The organism is Haliea sp., assembly GCF_041395985.1.
Classification (GTDB): Bacteria; Pseudomonadota; Gammaproteobacteria; order Pseudomonadales; family Halieaceae; genus Haliea.
This window is the reverse complement of sequence record NZ_JAWKZJ010000003.1, coordinates 274,845-292,586: the sequence shown is the minus strand read 5'-3', so window position 1 is coordinate 292,586 and position 17,742 is coordinate 274,845. Positions and strand designations below refer to the sequence as shown.

At 61.6% G+C, this 17,742-nt stretch carries 10 protein-coding genes; 6 read left to right on the top strand and 4 right to left on the bottom strand.

The features are described from left to right. The first annotated feature begins 88 nt into the window (after positions 1–88). Complete coding sequence (locus tag R3E49_RS07730) at positions 89–2,455, top strand: M1 family aminopeptidase (RefSeq protein WP_371294526.1); 2,367 nt, start codon at positions 89–91, stop codon at positions 2,453–2,455. A gap of 52 nt (positions 2,456–2,507) precedes the next feature. Here R3E49_RS07730 and R3E49_RS07725 read toward each other — a convergent pair whose 3' ends face one another. Next, positions 2,508–4,346: a PhoX family phosphatase gene (locus tag R3E49_RS07725; protein WP_371294525.1), complete on the bottom strand. Its 1,839-nt coding sequence runs from the start codon at positions 4,344–4,346 to the stop codon at positions 2,508–2,510. Positions 4,347–4,570: 224 nt separating this feature from the next. Further along, the gene (locus R3E49_RS07720; protein WP_371294524.1) at positions 4,571–7,000 is read right to left on the bottom strand and encodes a TonB-dependent receptor; all 2,430 of its coding nucleotides are present in this window, start codon (positions 6,998–7,000) and stop codon (positions 4,571–4,573) included. 339 nt (positions 7,001–7,339) lie between these two features. Between R3E49_RS07720 and R3E49_RS07715 the strand changes: the two genes are divergently transcribed. Further along, complete coding sequence (locus tag R3E49_RS07715; protein ID WP_371294523.1) at positions 7,340–10,627, top strand: EAL domain-containing protein; 3,288 nt, start codon at positions 7,340–7,342, stop codon at positions 10,625–10,627. Here the strand turns inward: R3E49_RS07715 and R3E49_RS07710 are convergent. After that, entirely contained in the window at positions 10,622–11,590 is a 969-nt protein-coding gene (locus tag R3E49_RS07710) for a calcium/sodium antiporter (protein ID WP_371294522.1), read from the bottom strand. The genes R3E49_RS07715 and R3E49_RS07710 overlap by 6 nt on opposite strands. Positions 11,591–11,840: 250 nt before the next feature. Between R3E49_RS07710 and R3E49_RS07705 the strand changes: the two genes are divergently transcribed. Together R3E49_RS07705 and R3E49_RS07700 are read left to right on the top strand one after the other, a co-directional pair. Next, positions 11,841–12,269, top strand: coding sequence for a peptidylprolyl isomerase (locus R3E49_RS07705; RefSeq protein WP_290742804.1), 429 nt, complete (start codon positions 11,841–11,843; stop codon positions 12,267–12,269). A 79-nt stretch (positions 12,270–12,348) separates the two neighbouring features. Then, positions 12,349–14,727: a parallel beta-helix domain-containing protein gene (locus R3E49_RS07700; protein ID WP_371294521.1), complete on the top strand. Its 2,379-nt coding sequence runs from the start codon at positions 12,349–12,351 to the stop codon at positions 14,725–14,727. A 57-nt stretch (positions 14,728–14,784) separates the two neighbouring features. Here the strand turns inward: R3E49_RS07700 and bfr are convergent, their stop codons facing one another. Further along, the gene (gene bfr, locus R3E49_RS07695) at positions 14,785–15,249 is read right to left on the bottom strand and encodes a bacterioferritin (RefSeq protein WP_290742810.1); all 465 of its coding nucleotides are present in this window, start codon (positions 15,247–15,249) and stop codon (positions 14,785–14,787) included. Positions 15,250–15,429: 180 nt separating this feature from the next. Here bfr and R3E49_RS07690 point away from each other — a divergent pair, with 180 nt between their 5' ends. Together R3E49_RS07690 and R3E49_RS07685 are read left to right on the top strand one after the other, a co-directional pair. After that, entirely contained in the window at positions 15,430–15,642 is a 213-nt protein-coding gene (locus R3E49_RS07690; protein WP_371294520.1) for a (2Fe-2S)-binding protein, read from the top strand. Between the two features lie 14 nt (positions 15,643–15,656). Next, positions 15,657–17,714, top strand: a complete 2,058-nt coding sequence (locus tag R3E49_RS07685) for a TonB-dependent receptor family protein (RefSeq protein ID WP_371294519.1) — start codon at positions 15,657–15,659, stop codon at positions 17,712–17,714. The last annotated feature ends 28 nt before the right edge of the window (positions 17,715–17,742 follow it).

Here is a 17,742-nt window from a genome sequence, read left to right as displayed (position 1 = left end):
TGACAGGCAGCGGCCTATGTTAACAGCAAACACACCGGCGGTTAACTGCAGGTCGCCATGGAGGGTAGAATGGCAGTCAGGAGGCACCATGCCAAAATTCTGTTTCACCCTCGTCCTGGTCCTGTTCATGATGGCCTGTAGCCGCACAACGGCACCTCCGGAGTCCGGTCCGGTCGAGCCTGGGGTCTCACTGGCGCTGGCAGAGGAGCGCGCACAGCGCGTGTCCGACGTCAGCTACCTTGTTCACCTGGCCGTCCCCGAGGCCGTCTCGGAGGCGGTTGCGGGGCGCATGGAGATACGCTTCAACCTGGCCACTGCAGAGGAGCCGCTGGCGCTGGATTTCCGTGCCGCCAGCGAGGCGCTGCACAGTCTGCAGGTCAACGGTGCTGCCCTGCCCACGGCCGTCGAGGCTGAACATGTGCTGCTACCGACCAATACCTTGCACATCGGCGAGAATAACGTGGCGCTGCAGTTTACTGCAGGGGACAGCGCCCTGAACCGCAATCCGGATTACCTCTATACCCTGTTTGTGCCGGACCGGGCGCGCACAGCGCTGCCGGTGTTTGACCAGCCGGACCTGAAGGCCAGCTGGGAACTTAGCCTTGACCTGCCCGCCGCCTGGGAGGCGATTGCCAATACGCCAAGGCTGTCGGTAAGCGAAGCGGACGGCAGGCGGGTACACCGCTTCGCGGCAAGCGAGCCGATCAGTTCCTATCTGTTCGGTTTCGTTGCAGGTCGCTTCCAGTCGGTCACGCGGGGGTGGCGGGGGCAGGGCATGACGATGCTGCATCGGGAAACTGACCCGGAGAAGCTGGCCCGCAATCTCGACGACATATTCCGTCAACACCGCGAAGCTGTGGCCTGGCTGGAGGACTACACAGGTGTGCCGTTTCCCTTCGAAAAACTGGATTTCGCGCTCATTCCTGCGTTTCAGTATGGCGGTATGGAGCACGTGGGGGCGATTCAATACCGCGCTGAGCTGCTCTTGCTGGATGAAAACCCGACGGATGACGAGCGCCTGCGTCGCGCCAGCCTGATTGCGCACGAGGTTGCTCACATGTGGTTCGGCAATCTGGTGACCATGCGCTGGTTCAACGATGTGTGGACCAAGGAAGTCTTTGCCAACTTCATGGCGGCAAAAATGGTGAATCCGCTGTTCCCTGAGATTGACCACGAACTGAACTTTCTGCTGCGCCATTACCCGGCGGCCTATGCGGTCGACCGCAGCGCAGGGGCCAATCCGATCCGGCAGGCGCTGGGCAACCTCAACGAGGCCGGGCAGATGTACGGGCCTATCATTTACAACAAGGCGCCCATCATGATGCGTCAGCTCGAATCACTGCTGGGTGCCGATGCACTGCGCGAAGGCCTGGCGGCGTATCTGGAGCGTTTTGCCTATGCCAATGCCACCTGGCCGGCACTGGTGGAGATTCTTGATCAGAAAACCCCGCTGGACCTTGCGGCCTGGAGCGATACCTGGGTGCACAGTCCCGGTTTCCCCCCGGACAGCCGGCAGGCGGAGGATACTGCCCTGTTTTATGGTCCGCAGGCGGCGCAGCTTGAGGACATGGCGCGCTGGCCGCAGTTGTCTCCCGTGGCGCGCGGACGCCTGCTGCTCAACCTCTTTGAGGGGGTGTTGCAGGGTGGCGCTGTTGCGCCCGAAGCCTATGCTCGCGAACTGCTGTCGCGCCTGACCGCCGAGCCGAACCAGCTGCTGTTGAGCCAGATGCTGGATCAGCTCGCAGTGCTGCAGCAGCTGTTGCTGGCCGACCCGGCGCGCGAGCGGGTCCAGCCCGATCTCGAAGCGACTCTGTGGCAGGCACTGGCGCAGTCCACGGATGCGGGCCGTACACGCCTGCTGTTCGACAACCTCACGCAACTGGCACGGCAGCCGGAGACCTTGCAGCGTCTGCACGCCATCTGGCGCGGGGAGGACTCGATCAGCGGGCTGGCGCTGGCAGAACGGGACAGGATACGCCTCGCTGAGCGGCTCGCCGTGGCCATGCCCGAACGCGCCAGCGCGCTCATTACCCAGCAACTGGCGCAGGTCGAAAACCCCGATAACCGGCGCCGTCTCCGGTTTCTGGCGCCCGCGCTGTCCGCCGATGCCACGGAGCGCGATGCGTTTTTTGCCAGCCTTGCCGACCCCGCCAACCGGGCGACGGAGAACTGGGTGCTGGATGCGCTGGGCTACCTGCACCATCCCCTGCGGATTGCGCACGCCGAGCGCTATCTTGAGCCGAGCCTGGAATGGTTGCAGGACATCCAGGTGACCGGCGACATCTTCTTTCCATCGGCCTGGTTGAACACGACACTGCGGTACCACCACACGCCCGAGGCGATTGCCACGGTACAGGGCTTTCTGCAGGCCCGGCCAGCGTATAACGCCCAGTTGCGGATGAAGATTCTGCAGGCAGTGGATCTGCCACAGCGAGCGATGCAGCTGCGCGAATAAAAAAGCCGCTGGAGTCGCCTCCAGCGGCCGGGACCACGTGCGGCGTGCAGAATCAGGACCCTACGATGCCACCGTCCTTGCGGGTGATGACCAGCGTACAGTCGCGGGGGATAGCGCCGCTGCCCAGGGCGGCAGGGAAGTTCGTCACTGCAGGATCGCCGTTGCCGGGGTGCTGCAGGTTGACGAACAATGTGCGCCGGTTGGGTGTGACGGTTATGCCGGTGACTTCACAGTCGGTGACACCGGTGAGCAGGCGCCTGATCTCGATGTCATCGCCGGACTGATTGCCGTTCGCCACCAGTAACTGGTCGTTGAGGCCATCTTTCTGTGCGCCATCGGTCTGGATGAAAACACGGTTTTCGGGGTCTACCCAGAGTCCATCGGGTGAGGCCAGGCTGCGTTCACCACCGTGCGTTGACGAGGCAAGCAGGAATATCTCCCAGGTGAAATGGCGGCCGACATGGCGGTTGCTGTCACGCCAGCGAATGATGTGACCGTCCGGATTCGGCGCCTGCGGATTGGCGGCATCCGCCTCCTCGCGGCGGCTGTTGTTGGTCAGTGTGCAATACACCGTGCCATCCCGGCCGACTGAGGTCCACTCAGGGCGGTCCATTGGTGTGGCGCCGGCGAGGTCGGCGGCGATTCTGGCGTAGGTTAGTACTTCCGCCTCAGAGCTGAAGCGCGCTGCGATGGCGGGGTTGCGCAGGCTCAGTTCCAGCCACTCACCGCTGCCGTCATCGTTGAATCTGGCGGCGTACAGCGTCCCGCTGTCCAGCGGGCTCAGACCCTGCGAGCGCATGAAGCGCCAGTTGCCGGCAGAAACGAACTTGTAGATATAGTCGAAGCGCTCATCGTCACCCATGTAGCCTACGACGCGGCCACCGCGGCCCTCGACCAGAGCCACCCCTTCATGTTTGAAGCGCCCCATTGCCGTGCGTTTGACCGGCAGTGCATCGGGGTTGAAAGGGTCGACCTCAACGATCCAGCCAAAGCGGTTCTCTTCGTTCGGGTGGCTACCGCCGGACAGGTCGAAGCGTTCGTCAAAGAGGTGCCAGCCATAGCCGAAGCCGTTGGCGCTCAGGCCGTAACGTGCCTGCTCTTCGCTGGGTGTCCAGCTCGGGTCGCTGGTCCCGAAGTAGCCGTTGAAATTTTCCTCGCAGGTCAGGTACGTGCCCCAGGGTGTGTAGCCGTTGGCGCAGTTGTTGAGCGTGCCCATCGCGCCGGCTTCGGGTCCGATGAACTCGCTGCCTGCCACCGGGCCACTGAATTCCACCGGGGTGCGGCCGTGCACACGCCGGTTGTACATGCTGTCCTTTACCAGCTCCCAGCCGCGGCCGGTTTTGCGTATCTCCACGACGGAGATGCCGTGCGCATGCTGTGAGGTCATCACGTCTGCCAGGCTCTCTGGGGCCGCCTTGCCGAGTACCGTGCTGTTGGTGCCAAACTCGTGATTAATGGCAAGCAGGCCGCGCGTGCTGCTGCGACGGAAGGGAAAGAACCACATGCCGTCGTGACCGATACCGATTTGCTGAGCCTGTTCGCCGGCGCTGGGTCTTGCGTCCGGCGCGCCGCTGTAGTCCAGGACGTTATGGGTCAGTGAGGTGCCCCAGGGGATCAGCACCTGGTAGTCATAGTCGGGAGAAATGGCGGGCAGGGGGCCGTTGCCCTCGGCCAGCGTCACGGGCTGGAAGTCGATCAGCCGGCTGCCGATTTTACGGCTTGGCGCGGCCGGGGCGCTGCTGGCGGCCGCCGACAAGGGGCCTGCGAGAAAGCCGCCCGCGGCCAGCGTGAGGCCGCCGCGCAGGACCTGCCGCCGCGAGGCGTAGTCCTTGAGGACCTCTCGAAAGGGACGGTTGCTTGACGGGTTACTGGTGCCTTCATCATGTTCCATGGTTGTCTCTACCTGCGCTGAGAGGAGTGAGCGGTACCCCGGCGGCTGTCACCGGGGGCGTGTCGGCCGGTGCAGGATCGCATCGGCTATCCAGGCAGGAGGGTAGAGAGGCTGTGTTGCAGTGATGTGGCGCTTGCGTGGCGAAACCAAGAACTTTTTATTGCGGCATAAAAAAGGGCCGGTAGCGAATCGCTACCGGCCCTCTCAGAGGGCGGGTTGACCGTCTAGAAGGAGTAGACCGCGTCAAAGCCGAAGGTGCGTGGCTGCCCCCAGGTGTTGCCGGCCCAACCCAGCGTGCCGAAGTCGATCCCCCACTCGCGGTACTCCTCATCCGTGAGGTTACGTACCCAGGCCGAAAGACGCAGGTCGCCGCTCTCGCCCATCGTGAGTTCGTCCAGTGTGACGCGCGCATTCAGCAGCGTGCGGGCATCCGAGGAATCAAACTGGTTCTGGAAGGGGTGGAATACCATGCTGTCGGTGTACGACACATCGAGACGTGCGCTCAGTCGCCCCATCCCCGTATTGGCGGTAGAGTACTGCAGGCCCAGTGACGCCGTATTCTCTGGGGCACGGGTGACGGTGACAACGTCCTTGATATTTTCGATCTGGTTGGTCACCGGGTTGCGTGCGTTGTATTCATCGAATTCGGCGTCCAGATACCCGTAGTTCAGGTCCACGGACACGTTCTCGCTGAGCAGCGCAATCACCTCCAGTTCAAGGCCCATGTAGGTCGCCTCACCGGCATTGGTGATGCGGCTGGACGCACCGCCGCTGCCAGCTTCAAACACGGCAATCTGCATGTCCTTGTAGTTGTTGTAGAACACCGCACCGTTGACCCGCAGGCGGCGATCCAGCCAGTCGGACTTCATCCCCACTTCGTAGGAGTCGAGAGTTTCTTCCTCGTAGGGTTCCTCCCAGGCTGTGGCGCTGGACGCGCGGCTGTTGAAACCGCCGCCGTTGTAACCCGTGGAGTAGGTGGCATAGACATTCATGTCCGGGCTGATCGAGTAGTTGGCTGTCAGCAGGTAGCTGATGTTGTCCCAGGTGTCCTCGTTGGTAAACCGGTCGTCGAAGCTGACGTGGCCCAGGCCCTCGTTGAACAGGAACGCCTCGCGATCATCCTCCGTGTAGCGCAGGCCCGCGGTAATATCCAGCTGATCGGTGAGAGAGTAGGTCGCCTGGCCGTAGACCGCGGTCGATTCCGACTCCTGTCCGTAAATGAAATCCTGGAAGCCGTTCAGGTTCGGGTCGGCCCCTGGGAACGGGAAGGGCAGGGGGAGTCGCTGGCTGCCCTGGCAGACCGGTCCGGTGCCGAAGTCGTTACAGAAGCCGGCGCCGATAAAGGCCGGTCCGATCGCGCTGTCCACCAGGAACTGGATGGGCAGCACAAAGCTCTGCGGGTTGTCCTGATACACTTCTTCATCGAACAGGAATACGCCCACCGTGTACTGCAGGCGGTCGTTGAAGGCATCGCCGATCAGCTGGAATTCGTGGCTTTCCATTTTAATCCAGCCCTCGGGAATGCCGGCCTGGAAGCCCTGTGTCGGAATCTCCGCGCCGCCACCGTACAGCAGGTCACGCATCGTGTAGGCGCCGCCATCGAGGTCGGTGGAGTCGTAGCCGGAATCGGTGTCGCGGTTGGCGTAGATGTACTTGATGGTGAAGGGGTCAAGTTCCCAAGCAACAGTCAGGTTGTGGCCCTGCACTTCCAGCCATTCCTCGCTGGACCCCTCGAGCATGAAGGTCTCACGGCGTTTGGTGGGGTCGCCCACCGTTGCCGCCATCTGCTGGAAGATTTCTCCGCCGAGGAAGGTGTAGGGGAAGGGGGTGTTGGTAAAGCCGTTGTAGATGGAGTCCTTGACCTTGGTCACCTGATACGGTGTGGGTACCCCGGTGTTGTCAGTGTCGTCATAGGAATAGTCTACGGTCAACCCGTCTGTGGGCTCCAGGCGCAGCGCAACACGGTAGGAGGAGTTGTCCTCACTCGCCAGGTCTGGGTTGACGCCGGGGAATTCATTGGTCGCCCAGCCGTCGTATTCCATCTTGCTGCCGGAAATCTTGACTGACAGCATGTCAGCCACTTGTGGCAGGTCGACGGAACCCGTGAGGCGGCGATAGCCATCATTGCCGACGCTCACTTCTACACGTCCACCCAGTTCGCCGGTGGGTTTGCGTGTGGTGACGTTCACGGCACCGCCGGTGCTGTTGCGGCCGAAGAGTGTGCCCTGTGGGCCACGCAGTACTTCGATGGACTGCAGGTCAACGATATCGAAAATCGCGCCGACGGTTTTGCTCATGTAAACGCCGTCGAGGTAGAAGCTCGTTTTCGGGTCGGTCATCAGCGAGGTTTCACCGCTGCCCACCCCCCGGATGTAAATCGACATGTTGGAGTTGGACGAGGGTTGCTTCTGTACGTTGGTGTTCGGCACCAGCCCGTTCAGGTCCGTGACATTGTAGATGCCGAGGTCGGCAATCTGCTCGGCATTGAAGGCTGTCACCGCGATGGGCGTTTCCTGCAGCAGCGTCTCCCGACGCTGTGCGGTAACCACGACTTCCTCCAGTGCCAGACCCTGAGCCTGAACAACGGAAACGAAGGGGATCGACGTGGCCGCGATCAGCGCGGCGGCGATGGGTGTGTGCATATATCTCGGCATGGTGAGGCTCCGTAATCGTTATTATCAGCGCTCCGGAGGGGCGCCGGGGTAACCTGCCAACACAGTGTGTTGGATTGCGCAGTGATTGTATGTTATCGAAAACCTGCAACCGCAGTTTAACGTTGTCGGGGCCTGCTGCGTCAAGTGTCGTGAGGAGAAATATTCACGCGTGTGTAGCGACTTGCCCCGATTTTGCCCACCGTCAACGACAGGGTAGCGGTGGCCGGGGAGGGAATTGTATGAATTGCACCAAGAGTGATTGCGGGACTATTTTCCTCATGCTTACATGGACCATATGAGGGTCGAAACCGGAAATAGCGCTGCGTCGCGGCAAAACACATGAAGGCTGTCAGAAAATACCGCTTTGCCAATCTGGTGCCAGCACTGTTATCCGTGTTCGTGCTGTCCCTGGGTATGGCGCTTACGATCGCCACCTGGCAGCAATACCAGCAACGTGAGCAGGCGCTGCTGTCTGCAGCTTTCACTGCCGAGTCACAACGCCTGATTGCCGTAGCGGAAAAGCAGCTGCACACCTATTCTGTGGTGATGCGCGGTCTGCAGGGTTTTTTCCAGGGCTCGGAAAGCGTTGAGTATCCCGAGTTCCTGGCCTACACGAGGGCCCTTAATGCCACGACGGAGCTGGCAGGCCTGCAGGGAATCGCCTGGGTGCAACTGGTGCGACACAGCCAGCTGGACAAGCACCTGGAGGAGATGGCTGCACAACTGCCGGTGGACTACAGCATTCGACCGGGGAACCCGGGCGAGGTGCTGGCGCCAATCATCTACATCGAGCCATTGGCGGGTGCCAACCTGCGCGCCATCGGCCTTGATATCTACCAGCTTCCGGTGGCTCGCGCCGCCGCAGAGAAAGCGCGTGACCTCGGCGATATCGTCATCACCCGCCCGCTGCAACTGGTGCAGGACCAAGGTGATGCACCAGCGGCGGAGAATCCCGAGTCTCCGTCCTTTGTGATGTACCTGCCGGTGTACGGTGCGTCGGCAGTGCCGGACACACTGGCGGAGCGCAGGGCCAGAATCACCGGCTATGTCGACGTGCCCTTCCGCGTCAGTGACCTGATTGAGGGTATGGCGAGGGAGATTGATGCCGACCTGGATTTTGATATTTACGACGGCGACCCGCGCGATCCGGGTAATCGGCTGTATCTGTCGGACGCCGTATCCCATGCGGCCCGCGCCGCCGCGGGTGAGGTGCAGGCGGAGCACAGCGTGACGGTGGGTACCCGCAGCTGGACGTTCTATATTAGCTCTACGCCCGCCTTCCGCGCCGCGTCGCGGGCGCCGGGGGGCTCCTCCGCGATGTTTGTGGCGGGTGGTTCCGCCAGCCTTGCCCTGGCGTTGCTAGTGCTGGTGATAGCCCGCGGCCGCGACCGCAGCGACCGGCGCGCGGAACGTCTCGCCAGCCTTTATCACGCACTCAGTGAAGTCAACCAGTCCATTGTGCGCATGGACAGCGAGGCGGAGCTGATGCCCCTGGTCTGTAATGTGGCGGTTCGTTTTGGTGGCTTTACCCTGGCCTGGGTCGGTCGCATTGATACCGCAAGTGGTGCGATTGTCGGCGTCGCCGGTGCCGGGGAGGGACGTGAATACTTCGACAGCAAGTCCCTGTCCATTGATGCCAACCATCCTGGCGGAGGCGGATCCATGGCCACCGCAGCGCGGGAGAACCGGCCAGTGATCATCAACGACTACCTCGACTCTTCACTGACCGAACCCTGGCACGATCGGGCGCGCGAGTTCGGTTGGCGCTCATCGGCCGCGTTTCCGGTTCCCCGGGGCGGCAAGCCGTTTGCTGTGTTCAGTGTCTACCATGCGCATCGCAACGTGTTTGACGAGGAGGCGACGGCGCTGCTGCGTGAGATGAGCGCAGATATCAGTTTCGCCCTCGACAACTTTGATCGGGAGGAACAGCGTACGCGCTATGAAAAGGCGGTGCGGGAAAGTGAGTCGCTGTTGTCCACCATCCTTGAGAATGTGGGTGCCTGCATCTACCTGAAGGATCTCGAGGGCAAGTACCTGTTCGTGAATCGACAGGTGCTTGCGACCTGGGGGGTCGAGCGCGAGGACATTATCGGTCAGGGCGACGAGCGCCTGTTTGAACCGGATAGCGTGGCCCGTATTCGCGAGAACGACCGCAAGGTGCTCACCTCGGGTATTTCCGAGGAGCGCGAAGAGGTGGAGACCATCCGCAGCAGCGGCAAGACCTCAGTATTCTGGTCGGTGAAAATCCCGCTGTATGACGCTGAAGGCAAGGTCTACGCGCTCTGTGGTATCTCCACCGATATTACCGAGCATCGCGACAACCGGGACCGCATCCGCTTCCTCAGCCACTACGACACGCTCACAGGCCTGCCCAATCGGGAATTGCTGCACGAGCGGACGCGCCTGGCGGTGACCGCCGCTGCCGCGAGTGCCACGCCGCTGGCACTGCTCTATATCGATCTCGACCGTTTCCAGCTGATCAACGAATCGCTCGGGCTCGCGGTGGGGGATGCTGTGCTCACCGCGCTGTCGAGCCGCCTGAGCGCCGAGCTGAACCTGGAGTCCACGCTGAGCCGCATGGGGGGAGACGAGTTTTTCCTCCTGCTTCCCGGCGTTGGCGAAGCAGGCGCCGTCCAGGTGGCGGAACGCCTGCTCAGTCGCATCGCCGAGCCCCTGCAGCTGGAGGCGCAACGGCTCAGCGTTACCGCGAGCATCGGCATCGCCTGCTTCCCGGAGCATGGCCGAGACCTCGATCAGCTGACGCAGGCCGCAGACGCAGCGCTCTCGCGTGCCAAGCTCGCCGGGCGCAATGTATTCTGCGTGTTCGAAGACGAGATGCGCGTGCATGCCAATGAAACGCTGCAGATCGAGAACCAGCTCAGGGAGGCCCTGGCCAAAGGCGACCTCAGCCTGCACTACCAGCCGCAAGTCAGTCTGACGACAGGAGAGATCACCGGCGTTGAGGCCCTGATCCGCTGGCAGCACCCTGAGCTGGGTTTCGTGCCGCCGTCACGGTTTATCCCCATCGCCGAGGAGAGCGGGCTGATCCTGGAGATCGGCAGCTGGGTGTTGCGTACCGCCATAGCCCAGCAGGCGCTGTGGCAGTCAGCGGGGCTGCCTGTTGGGCCCGTCGCTGTGAACCTCTCCGCCATGCAGATCTACCGCGAAGACTTCGCCGAGATGGTAAGTCAGATGCTCGCCGACGCTGGCGTGCCGGCGGAACTGCTGGATCTCGAGCTCACCGAGCGCATTGCCATGGAGAGCTCCGGCAAGACACTGGCAACGCTGGCTGACCTGCATCGGCGCGGCGTCGTGCTGTCGATTGACGATTTCGGCACCGGTTACTCCTCATTGAGTTATCTCAAGCGCTATCCGGTACAGAAGCTGAAAATCGACAAGAGTTTTGTCGACGGGGTGGCAGAGGACGCCGAGGACCAGGCTATCGCGCTGGCCATTATCGGCGTGGCTCGCGGACTTGGGTTCCGCACCATCGCCGAGGGCGTGGAGACGGAGGCGCAGTGGCAGTTCCTCAAGGACAACGGCTGTGACGAGTTTCAGGGATATTACTTCAGCAAGCCGCTGCCGGCCGAAGATTTTGAGGCCCTGCTGCGCAAGCTCGGATCATGAGCCGCTGGAGACAAGCACCCAACTGGTATAACCGACAAAGCACAGGATAAGCAGGGCGCCCTCCAGCCGGTTGATGCGGCCCGGTCCGCGGCGTCGATAGCCCATCACACACAACAGCAGCGCCAGGGCCCCCATGCTCAGTACGTCCCGGCCAAGCACCTCCGGCGGCACGTCGATCTCGGCAATACCGCCCGCGATGCCCACCACCGCCAGCGTGTTGAACAGGTTGGAACCGATCACGTTGCCCAGCGCGATGTCGCTTTCACCCTTGCGCGCGGCAATCACCGAGGACGCGAGTTCGGGAAGCGACGTGCCAACCGCCACGATGGTGAGCCCGATCACCAGGTCGCTGACCCCCAGGCCCTCGGCAATCAGCACCGCGCCCCACACCAGCAGGCGCGAAGCAGCAATCAGGAGCAGCAGGCCGGCGAGCAGCCAGAACAGCGCGCGTCCCAGCGGCATGTGCTGGGTAGACGCGTGCTCCGCAGTGACCTCAATGGCCAGCGTATCGCGGTCGCCCCGCAGGCCCTGGTGGATAGACCAGCCCATCAGCAGGACGAACAGGCCAAGCAGCAGGAATGCCTCAAGGTGGGTGATGACGCCGTCGACCACCTGCCAGGCTGCCAGCGCCGTGACAGCGAGCAGTATCGGCAGCTCCTTGCGCAGGATCTGCGAGTGCACGGCCAGGGGGCTGAGCACAGCGGTGACGCCGATAATCAGCGCGATGTTGGTGATGTTGGAGCCGTAGGCATTGCCCAGTGCCAGGCCCGGATTCCCCTGGCTGGAGGCAATGGCGGAGACGACCATCTCGGGCGCCGATGTGCCGAAACCGATGATGACCATGCCGATCAGCAGCGGCGGCACGTTGAAATGCCAGGCCGTTGCCGCCGCGCCCGATACAAAGCGGTCGGCACTCCAGACCAGCAATACCAGGCCGATGAGTACGGCTCCCAACGCCATCATGAGTCAGCTCCTGCAAAACGGTTGTACCGGACTTGCGCCGGTGGTCGTGAGCAAGATACTGATCTCCCGGGCCCCTCGCCAGTGCCCCGCGGCACCACTATTACCGTTTCTCCCCTGCCGCCTGCCCTGGCGCAGGTTTTCAGTGCCTTCGGTTTACATCCTCATTGCAGCCGTTAAACTGGAGCATTCGCGAGTTACTGCGCCAGGCACTGCGTAGTTTCCCCTGTCCCTACGCAATCAGGAGCACAATATGAGCGCAGCCAAAGCAGGCGACAACGTCAGCATTCATTACACCGGTACCCTGGACGACGGCACCGTATTCGACAGTAGCGATGGTCGCGACCCATTGCAGTTCGAAGTGGGATCCGGGCAGATCATTCCCGGCCTGGATCGGGCCATCGAGGGCATGGCCGTCGGTGACAAAAAGCAGGTCAATGTGCCGGCAGACGAGGCCTACGGCCAGCCGGCTGCCGAGGCCCGGCAGGAAGTGGCCCGGTCGCAGATCCCCGAGCATATTCCGCTGGAACCGGGCTTGCAGTTGCAGATGCAAACCCCCGACGGTCAGGCGATCCCGGTGCGGGTCGCCGAAGTCAGTGACGAGGTGGTCGTGCTGGATGCCAATCATCCGCTGGCCGGAAAAGACCTTACGTTTGACATCGAACTGGTAGCGATCGCCTGACGTGGCTTTGTGATTTACTCCGCCTGTGATAAATAGGCAGGCGGAACTCCAATTCTAAAGATAATAAACCGGGAGCATCATGAAGATATTCGCCAGAAACTCTGTTCTGTCCACTCTGCTGTTGCTCGGGTTGGCGTCACTGACGGCTTGCTCGGATGGCGGCGGGTCTGCTGCGCCACCGCCACCTGAGGTGACGCCCGAGGAGGTGCCGGACCCCGACCTGGTCGTCATCGAGCCCGGCGAAGATTTCCAGCGGCGGTTGATAGAGGCCTTTATCAACGTTGAGCCCGGGCAGACCATCGAACTGCCCGCTGGAGAATTTGAGCTGGACGCCCAGCTGTCGCTGGATGTGGACAATGTTACCGTACGCGGCCAGGGTCATGGTGAAACCCTGCTCGACTTCGGCAGCCAGGTGTCGGGTGGCGAGAGTATCCTGGTCACCAGTAACAACGTGGTGTTGGAAGATTTCGCGGTGATCGACGCGCCGTCAGATGGCATCAAGTTCAAATTCTCCAACGGTGTGACACTGCGTTCGGTGCGCGTGGAATGGACCTGTGGCGCCTGTGAGAGCAATGGTGCCTACGGGCTGTACCCGGTACAGACCAAGAACGTGCTGATCGAAGACTGTGTGGTCATCGGCGCCAGCGATGCGGGGATCTATGTCGGCCAGTCGGACAAGATCATCGTGCGCCGCAACAATGTCTCCCTGAACGTGGCGGGCATTGAGATCGAGAACTCCACAGACTCGGATGTGTACGACAACGTTGCGGAGAACAACACGGGCGGCATTCTGGTATTCGACCTGCCGAACCTGTCTGTGGACGGTGCGCGCGCGCGGATTTTCGACAATACCATCCGCGATAACAATACCCCCAACTTTGCGCCAGCGGGCAATATCGTGGGTGTTGTGCCGGCGGGCACCGGCATACTCGCCATGGCGTTTGACGATGTGGAGATTTTTGGTAACCGCATTGAAAACAACCAGTCCATGGCGGTGGCCATCGTCAGCTACGACATCAGCGGCCTGACCACGAATGATGTGCGCTACGATCCGGATCCGCGCCGCATCCACGTGCACGACAACCTGTACGCCAACAATGCCTACGCACCCGCGGACCTTGCGGCGGATGTTGCCGGGCTGTTCGCCGCGCTAGATGGCCTGCCTGAGGTGGTCTATGACGGGCTGGGTGAAGCGGAAGGTGCGTTCCCGGATGCGGACCGTATCTGTGTTTCCGAAAAAGCCTCAGTTCGTCTGGGCGTTGTGTTCCAGCCCGGCGGCGGTGGCCCGAGCGTGGATCCCGCCTTCTTTGATTGCGCGCATGCATCACTGACCGCGGTAGTACTGGATACCCCGGAAGAGATTGCAGAGGGCGAGCGCCCCCTCACCGAAGATGAAATCGCGGCACTGTGTACCCCCGAGGGCAGCGACCCCAATTTCGATGCGGCGGAAGTCAGCTGTCGGGAGCTTGCCGGTTACAACCTGTTTGCGGATGCGCTGGAGCCGCGCTCAGCCGCCAACGACGGTATCGGCTACGAGCTGACCAGCGCACTGTTTACCGACTATGCCAGCAAGTACCGCTTCATCTACGTGCCAGACGGTCTGCAAGCTGCTTACAACAGTCAGAACGTATTCGATTTTCCGGTGGGCACCATCATCGCCAAGACCTTCGCCATGCCCAACGACTTCCTGAATCCGGCGGCGGGCGAGGAGATTATCGAAACCCGTCTGTTGATTCATCGCCGGGATGGGTGGGCAACACTGCCCTATATCTGGCGCGAGGATGGCAGCGGCGCCGACCTGGCGGTGGCGGGAGGCCGCCGCTCGCTGGAGTGGATTCACAGTGACGGCAGCACGCGCAGCACCGAGTACGTGATTCCCGATGCCAACAGTTGCAAAACCTGCCACGGCGTGACCCGGGCGGAAACGGGCAGTGGCGTGAACACGGAGACCGTCAACCTGCCTATCGGGCCCAAGGCGCGGTTCCTTAACCGCGAGCGCTTGTACGACGGCACCCTGAAGAACCAGTTGGCGCATATGGCGGATCAAGGTGTCCTGGTGGGTTTGCCGGCAGATCTCGCGGCCATCGATACGGCGCCTGATTGGGAAGACGTGGGCAAGCCACTCGAGTCACGCGTGAAGGCCTACCTGGACATCAACTGCGCCCATTGCCATAGCCCCGGCGGCTTTGCCAGCAACTCTGGCATGTTCACCGAGTTCTGGCGCGAGGTGAACGCCACCTACGGTGTCTGCAAGCCCCCCGTTGCTGCCGGGGCAGGCTCAGGTGGCCTGCAGTATGCTCTTGTGCCGGGCAATGCCGATGCGTCCATCACCGTGTTTCGCATGAACTCCAACGAGCCCAATGTGCGCATGCCGGAAATCGGCCGCAGCATTATTCATGACGAAGCCGTAGGACTGGTGCGTGACTGGCTGAACAGCCTGAGTGGCGGCTGCGACTGAGTGCGTCGCGCGCGGTAACACAGGCCCGCCGCAGAGACTGGGGCGGGCTTTTTCCTTCTAGATCATGGACTGCTGGTAGTTCTGTATACCGACGCGCTCGATGAGCTCGAGTTGCGTCTCCAGCCAGTCGACGTGCTCTTCTTCGCTCCTCAGGATCTCGGAGAACAGGTCGCGGGTGCCGAAATCAGAGACCGATTCACAGTGCACGATGGCCTCGCGCAACAGCGGAATGGCCAGCTCTTCCTGCTTCATGTCGCATTGCAGGATTTCTGCAACGTTTTCACCAATGTACAGTTTGCCGAGGTCCTGCAGGTTAGGCAGCCCCTCGAGGAACAGAATACGCTTGATCAGCAGATCGGCGTGCTTCATTTCATCGATGGATTCCTCGTACTCTTTCTCATTGAGCTTGTTCAGCCCCCAGTTTTCAAACATTCGCGCGTGCAGGAAATACTGATTGATGGCCGTGAGTTCGTTTTTCAGTGCCTGGTTCAGGAAGGCAATGACCTGCTTGTCACCTTTCACGCTCTGCTCCTTGTGTGGTGGGTTTCCCCTGCAGTGTAGTCAACTTGGCGTCGGGAGACCACGGATTCCGGCCGTCAAGCTTGGCGGCCCATTTCTGTGTTCGAGACTGACAATTAATACCACACGCAATTGACAATGATTCGCATTCGTCTACACTAGGTGCAGTCAGGAGGTTATTGCATGTTTATTTGTCTGTGCCGCGGAGTGACCGACTCCGCCATCCGCGCCGAAGTCCAGCAGGGCGCCGTCTGCTATGAAGACATTCAGGCCCGCCTGGAGGTGGGTACATGTTGCGGCACCTGCAAAGACAGCGCTGAAGAAGTGATAGCCGAGACGGTTGCTGAATCCCTTTTCTTTGAACTCAAGCCCACATCGGAAACCGCCTGGGCCTGATCCTGGAGTAACCTATGAACACCATGCCCTCGCGCCCACCGAAACGGGTGCTCACCCTTGCTGTTGCCGCCATTTTGCTGCCATCCGGCCTTGCCGCGCAGGAGGGGGGTGAATTTCCCATGCCGGTGATCGAGGTTATCGGCAAAAGCGATGATGCCGTGTCGCGGCAGACGGGTTCGGTGGTGCTGATTGACCGGGAGGCGCTGGAGCTGATCCAGCCGCTGTCCACCGATGACGCGCTGCGCCGCGTCGCCGGCATCAATGCGACAACGGAAGACGAGACGGCGATTGTAGCCAATCTGGGAATTCGCGGGTTGTCGGCCAGTGAGTCAAAATCCCTGATTCTTGAAGACGGTGTGCCTGTGGCCCCCGGCCTGTTTATCGGCAACGAGCGGTATTTCAACCCCCGCATTCAGCGTGTCGAACGCATCGAAGTGCTGAAAGGGTCGGCGTCCCTGCGCTATGGCCCCTCCACCATCGGTGGCGTGGTGAACTACCAGACGAAGACACCGGACGACGGTGTTCTGCTGTCGGGTCGGCTTGGCTCCTTCGATACCCGCGAAGCCTCCCTGGAGGCGGGAGGTCGCAGCGCCTCTGGCGATGCCTTTGCCGGGCTTGTGGCGACCCGCGCAGAAAGCGACGGCTTCATGGACAAGGACTACGAAATGACGGACATTCTCGTCAAGTCCGGCATGGCGCTCAGCGACAGCCAGGAGGTGGGTGTGAAGTTCTCCTGGTACGAAAATGACGCCAACATTTCCTACCGCGGCCTGTTGCTCGGTGACTATGAGGCCGGCGCAACCTACAACCCGGCGCCAGATGACTACTTCCTGACCGATCGTGTGGCCTTCGACCTCAATCATGCCTGGCGCATCAACGATAACGCCAGGCTGCAAACCGTGGCCTACTGGAGCGAGGTGTCGCGGGATTACTGGCGCTACAATGTCGATACAGCGGCCTCCAACGAGGCGGGTCGCTGGGTTTATACCGACACCCTCACCGGCAACAACCGGTCCTTTGAGCGGCTCGGCCTGGAGACACGCCTGCAGCTGGATCACCAGCTTTTCGGCCTGGAAAATGCCGCGGAAATCGGTTTCCGGGTGATGAGCGAGGAGTCGGACGACACGCGCATACGCGCCACTCGGGACGCCGATCGCACCGGTATCAATGACCGCCATATCGTGGATAGCGCCGACAGCATCGCAGTGCACGTGCAGAACCGTACCGAGCTGACCCAGCGGCTGGCAGTGACACCGGGGCTGCGAATCGAATCCTATGAGCAGAAGCGTCGGGTGCTGACCGAGAACAACGCCTCGGCCAAAACTTCCAACACTGAGCTCCTGCCCGGGGTCGGCGCAACCTTCGAACTGACCCCCACGGCCCAGCTCTACGGCGGCCTCTACCGCGCGTTCTCGCCGGCGGCAAATGGCGTGGCGCTGGACGGCCTCACGGACCAGAGCCTGGACGGCGAGCGCTCAAACAATTATGAGGTCGGCATTCGTGGCTTGCAGGGCAAGCTGAGCTATGAAGTCGCTGCGTTCTATATGGATTTCGACAACCAGGTGGTCACGGGCAACAGCGATCCCAACCTGTCCCAGTCCAATGCCGGCGAAACGGTGCATAAAGGCATGGAGCTGATCCTCGGCTATGAGTTGGGCGCGGGCTTCAGCGTGGATGCCAACGCGACCTGGGTGCCTGAGTCGGACTTCCAGACTGGGGAGTTTGCGGGGAACAGGCTGCCCTATGCACCGGAGCATCTGGCCAATCTGGCCCTTAACTACCGTGGCAGCCAGTGGAATGCCGCGCTGACCGCCCACTACCGTGGCTCGCAGTTCGGTGATGCAAGCAACCAGGTTGATATCCCCGACAACGCAGCCGGCGGTATCTGGGGTGGCAAGATGCCTTCCTATACGCTGCTGGATTTCATGGCTGAGTATGAATTCAGCAGCAGCCTGACGGTGTTCGGTGCGGTGAAAAACCTGACAGATGAACGCTATATCACGGGCCTGCGCCAGGGTATCTATGTGGGGCCCGAGCGCTCTTTTGAAATCGGCGCGCGCTTCCGCCTCTGATGCCAGGGCCCCCGCCGCGGGTGCCAGG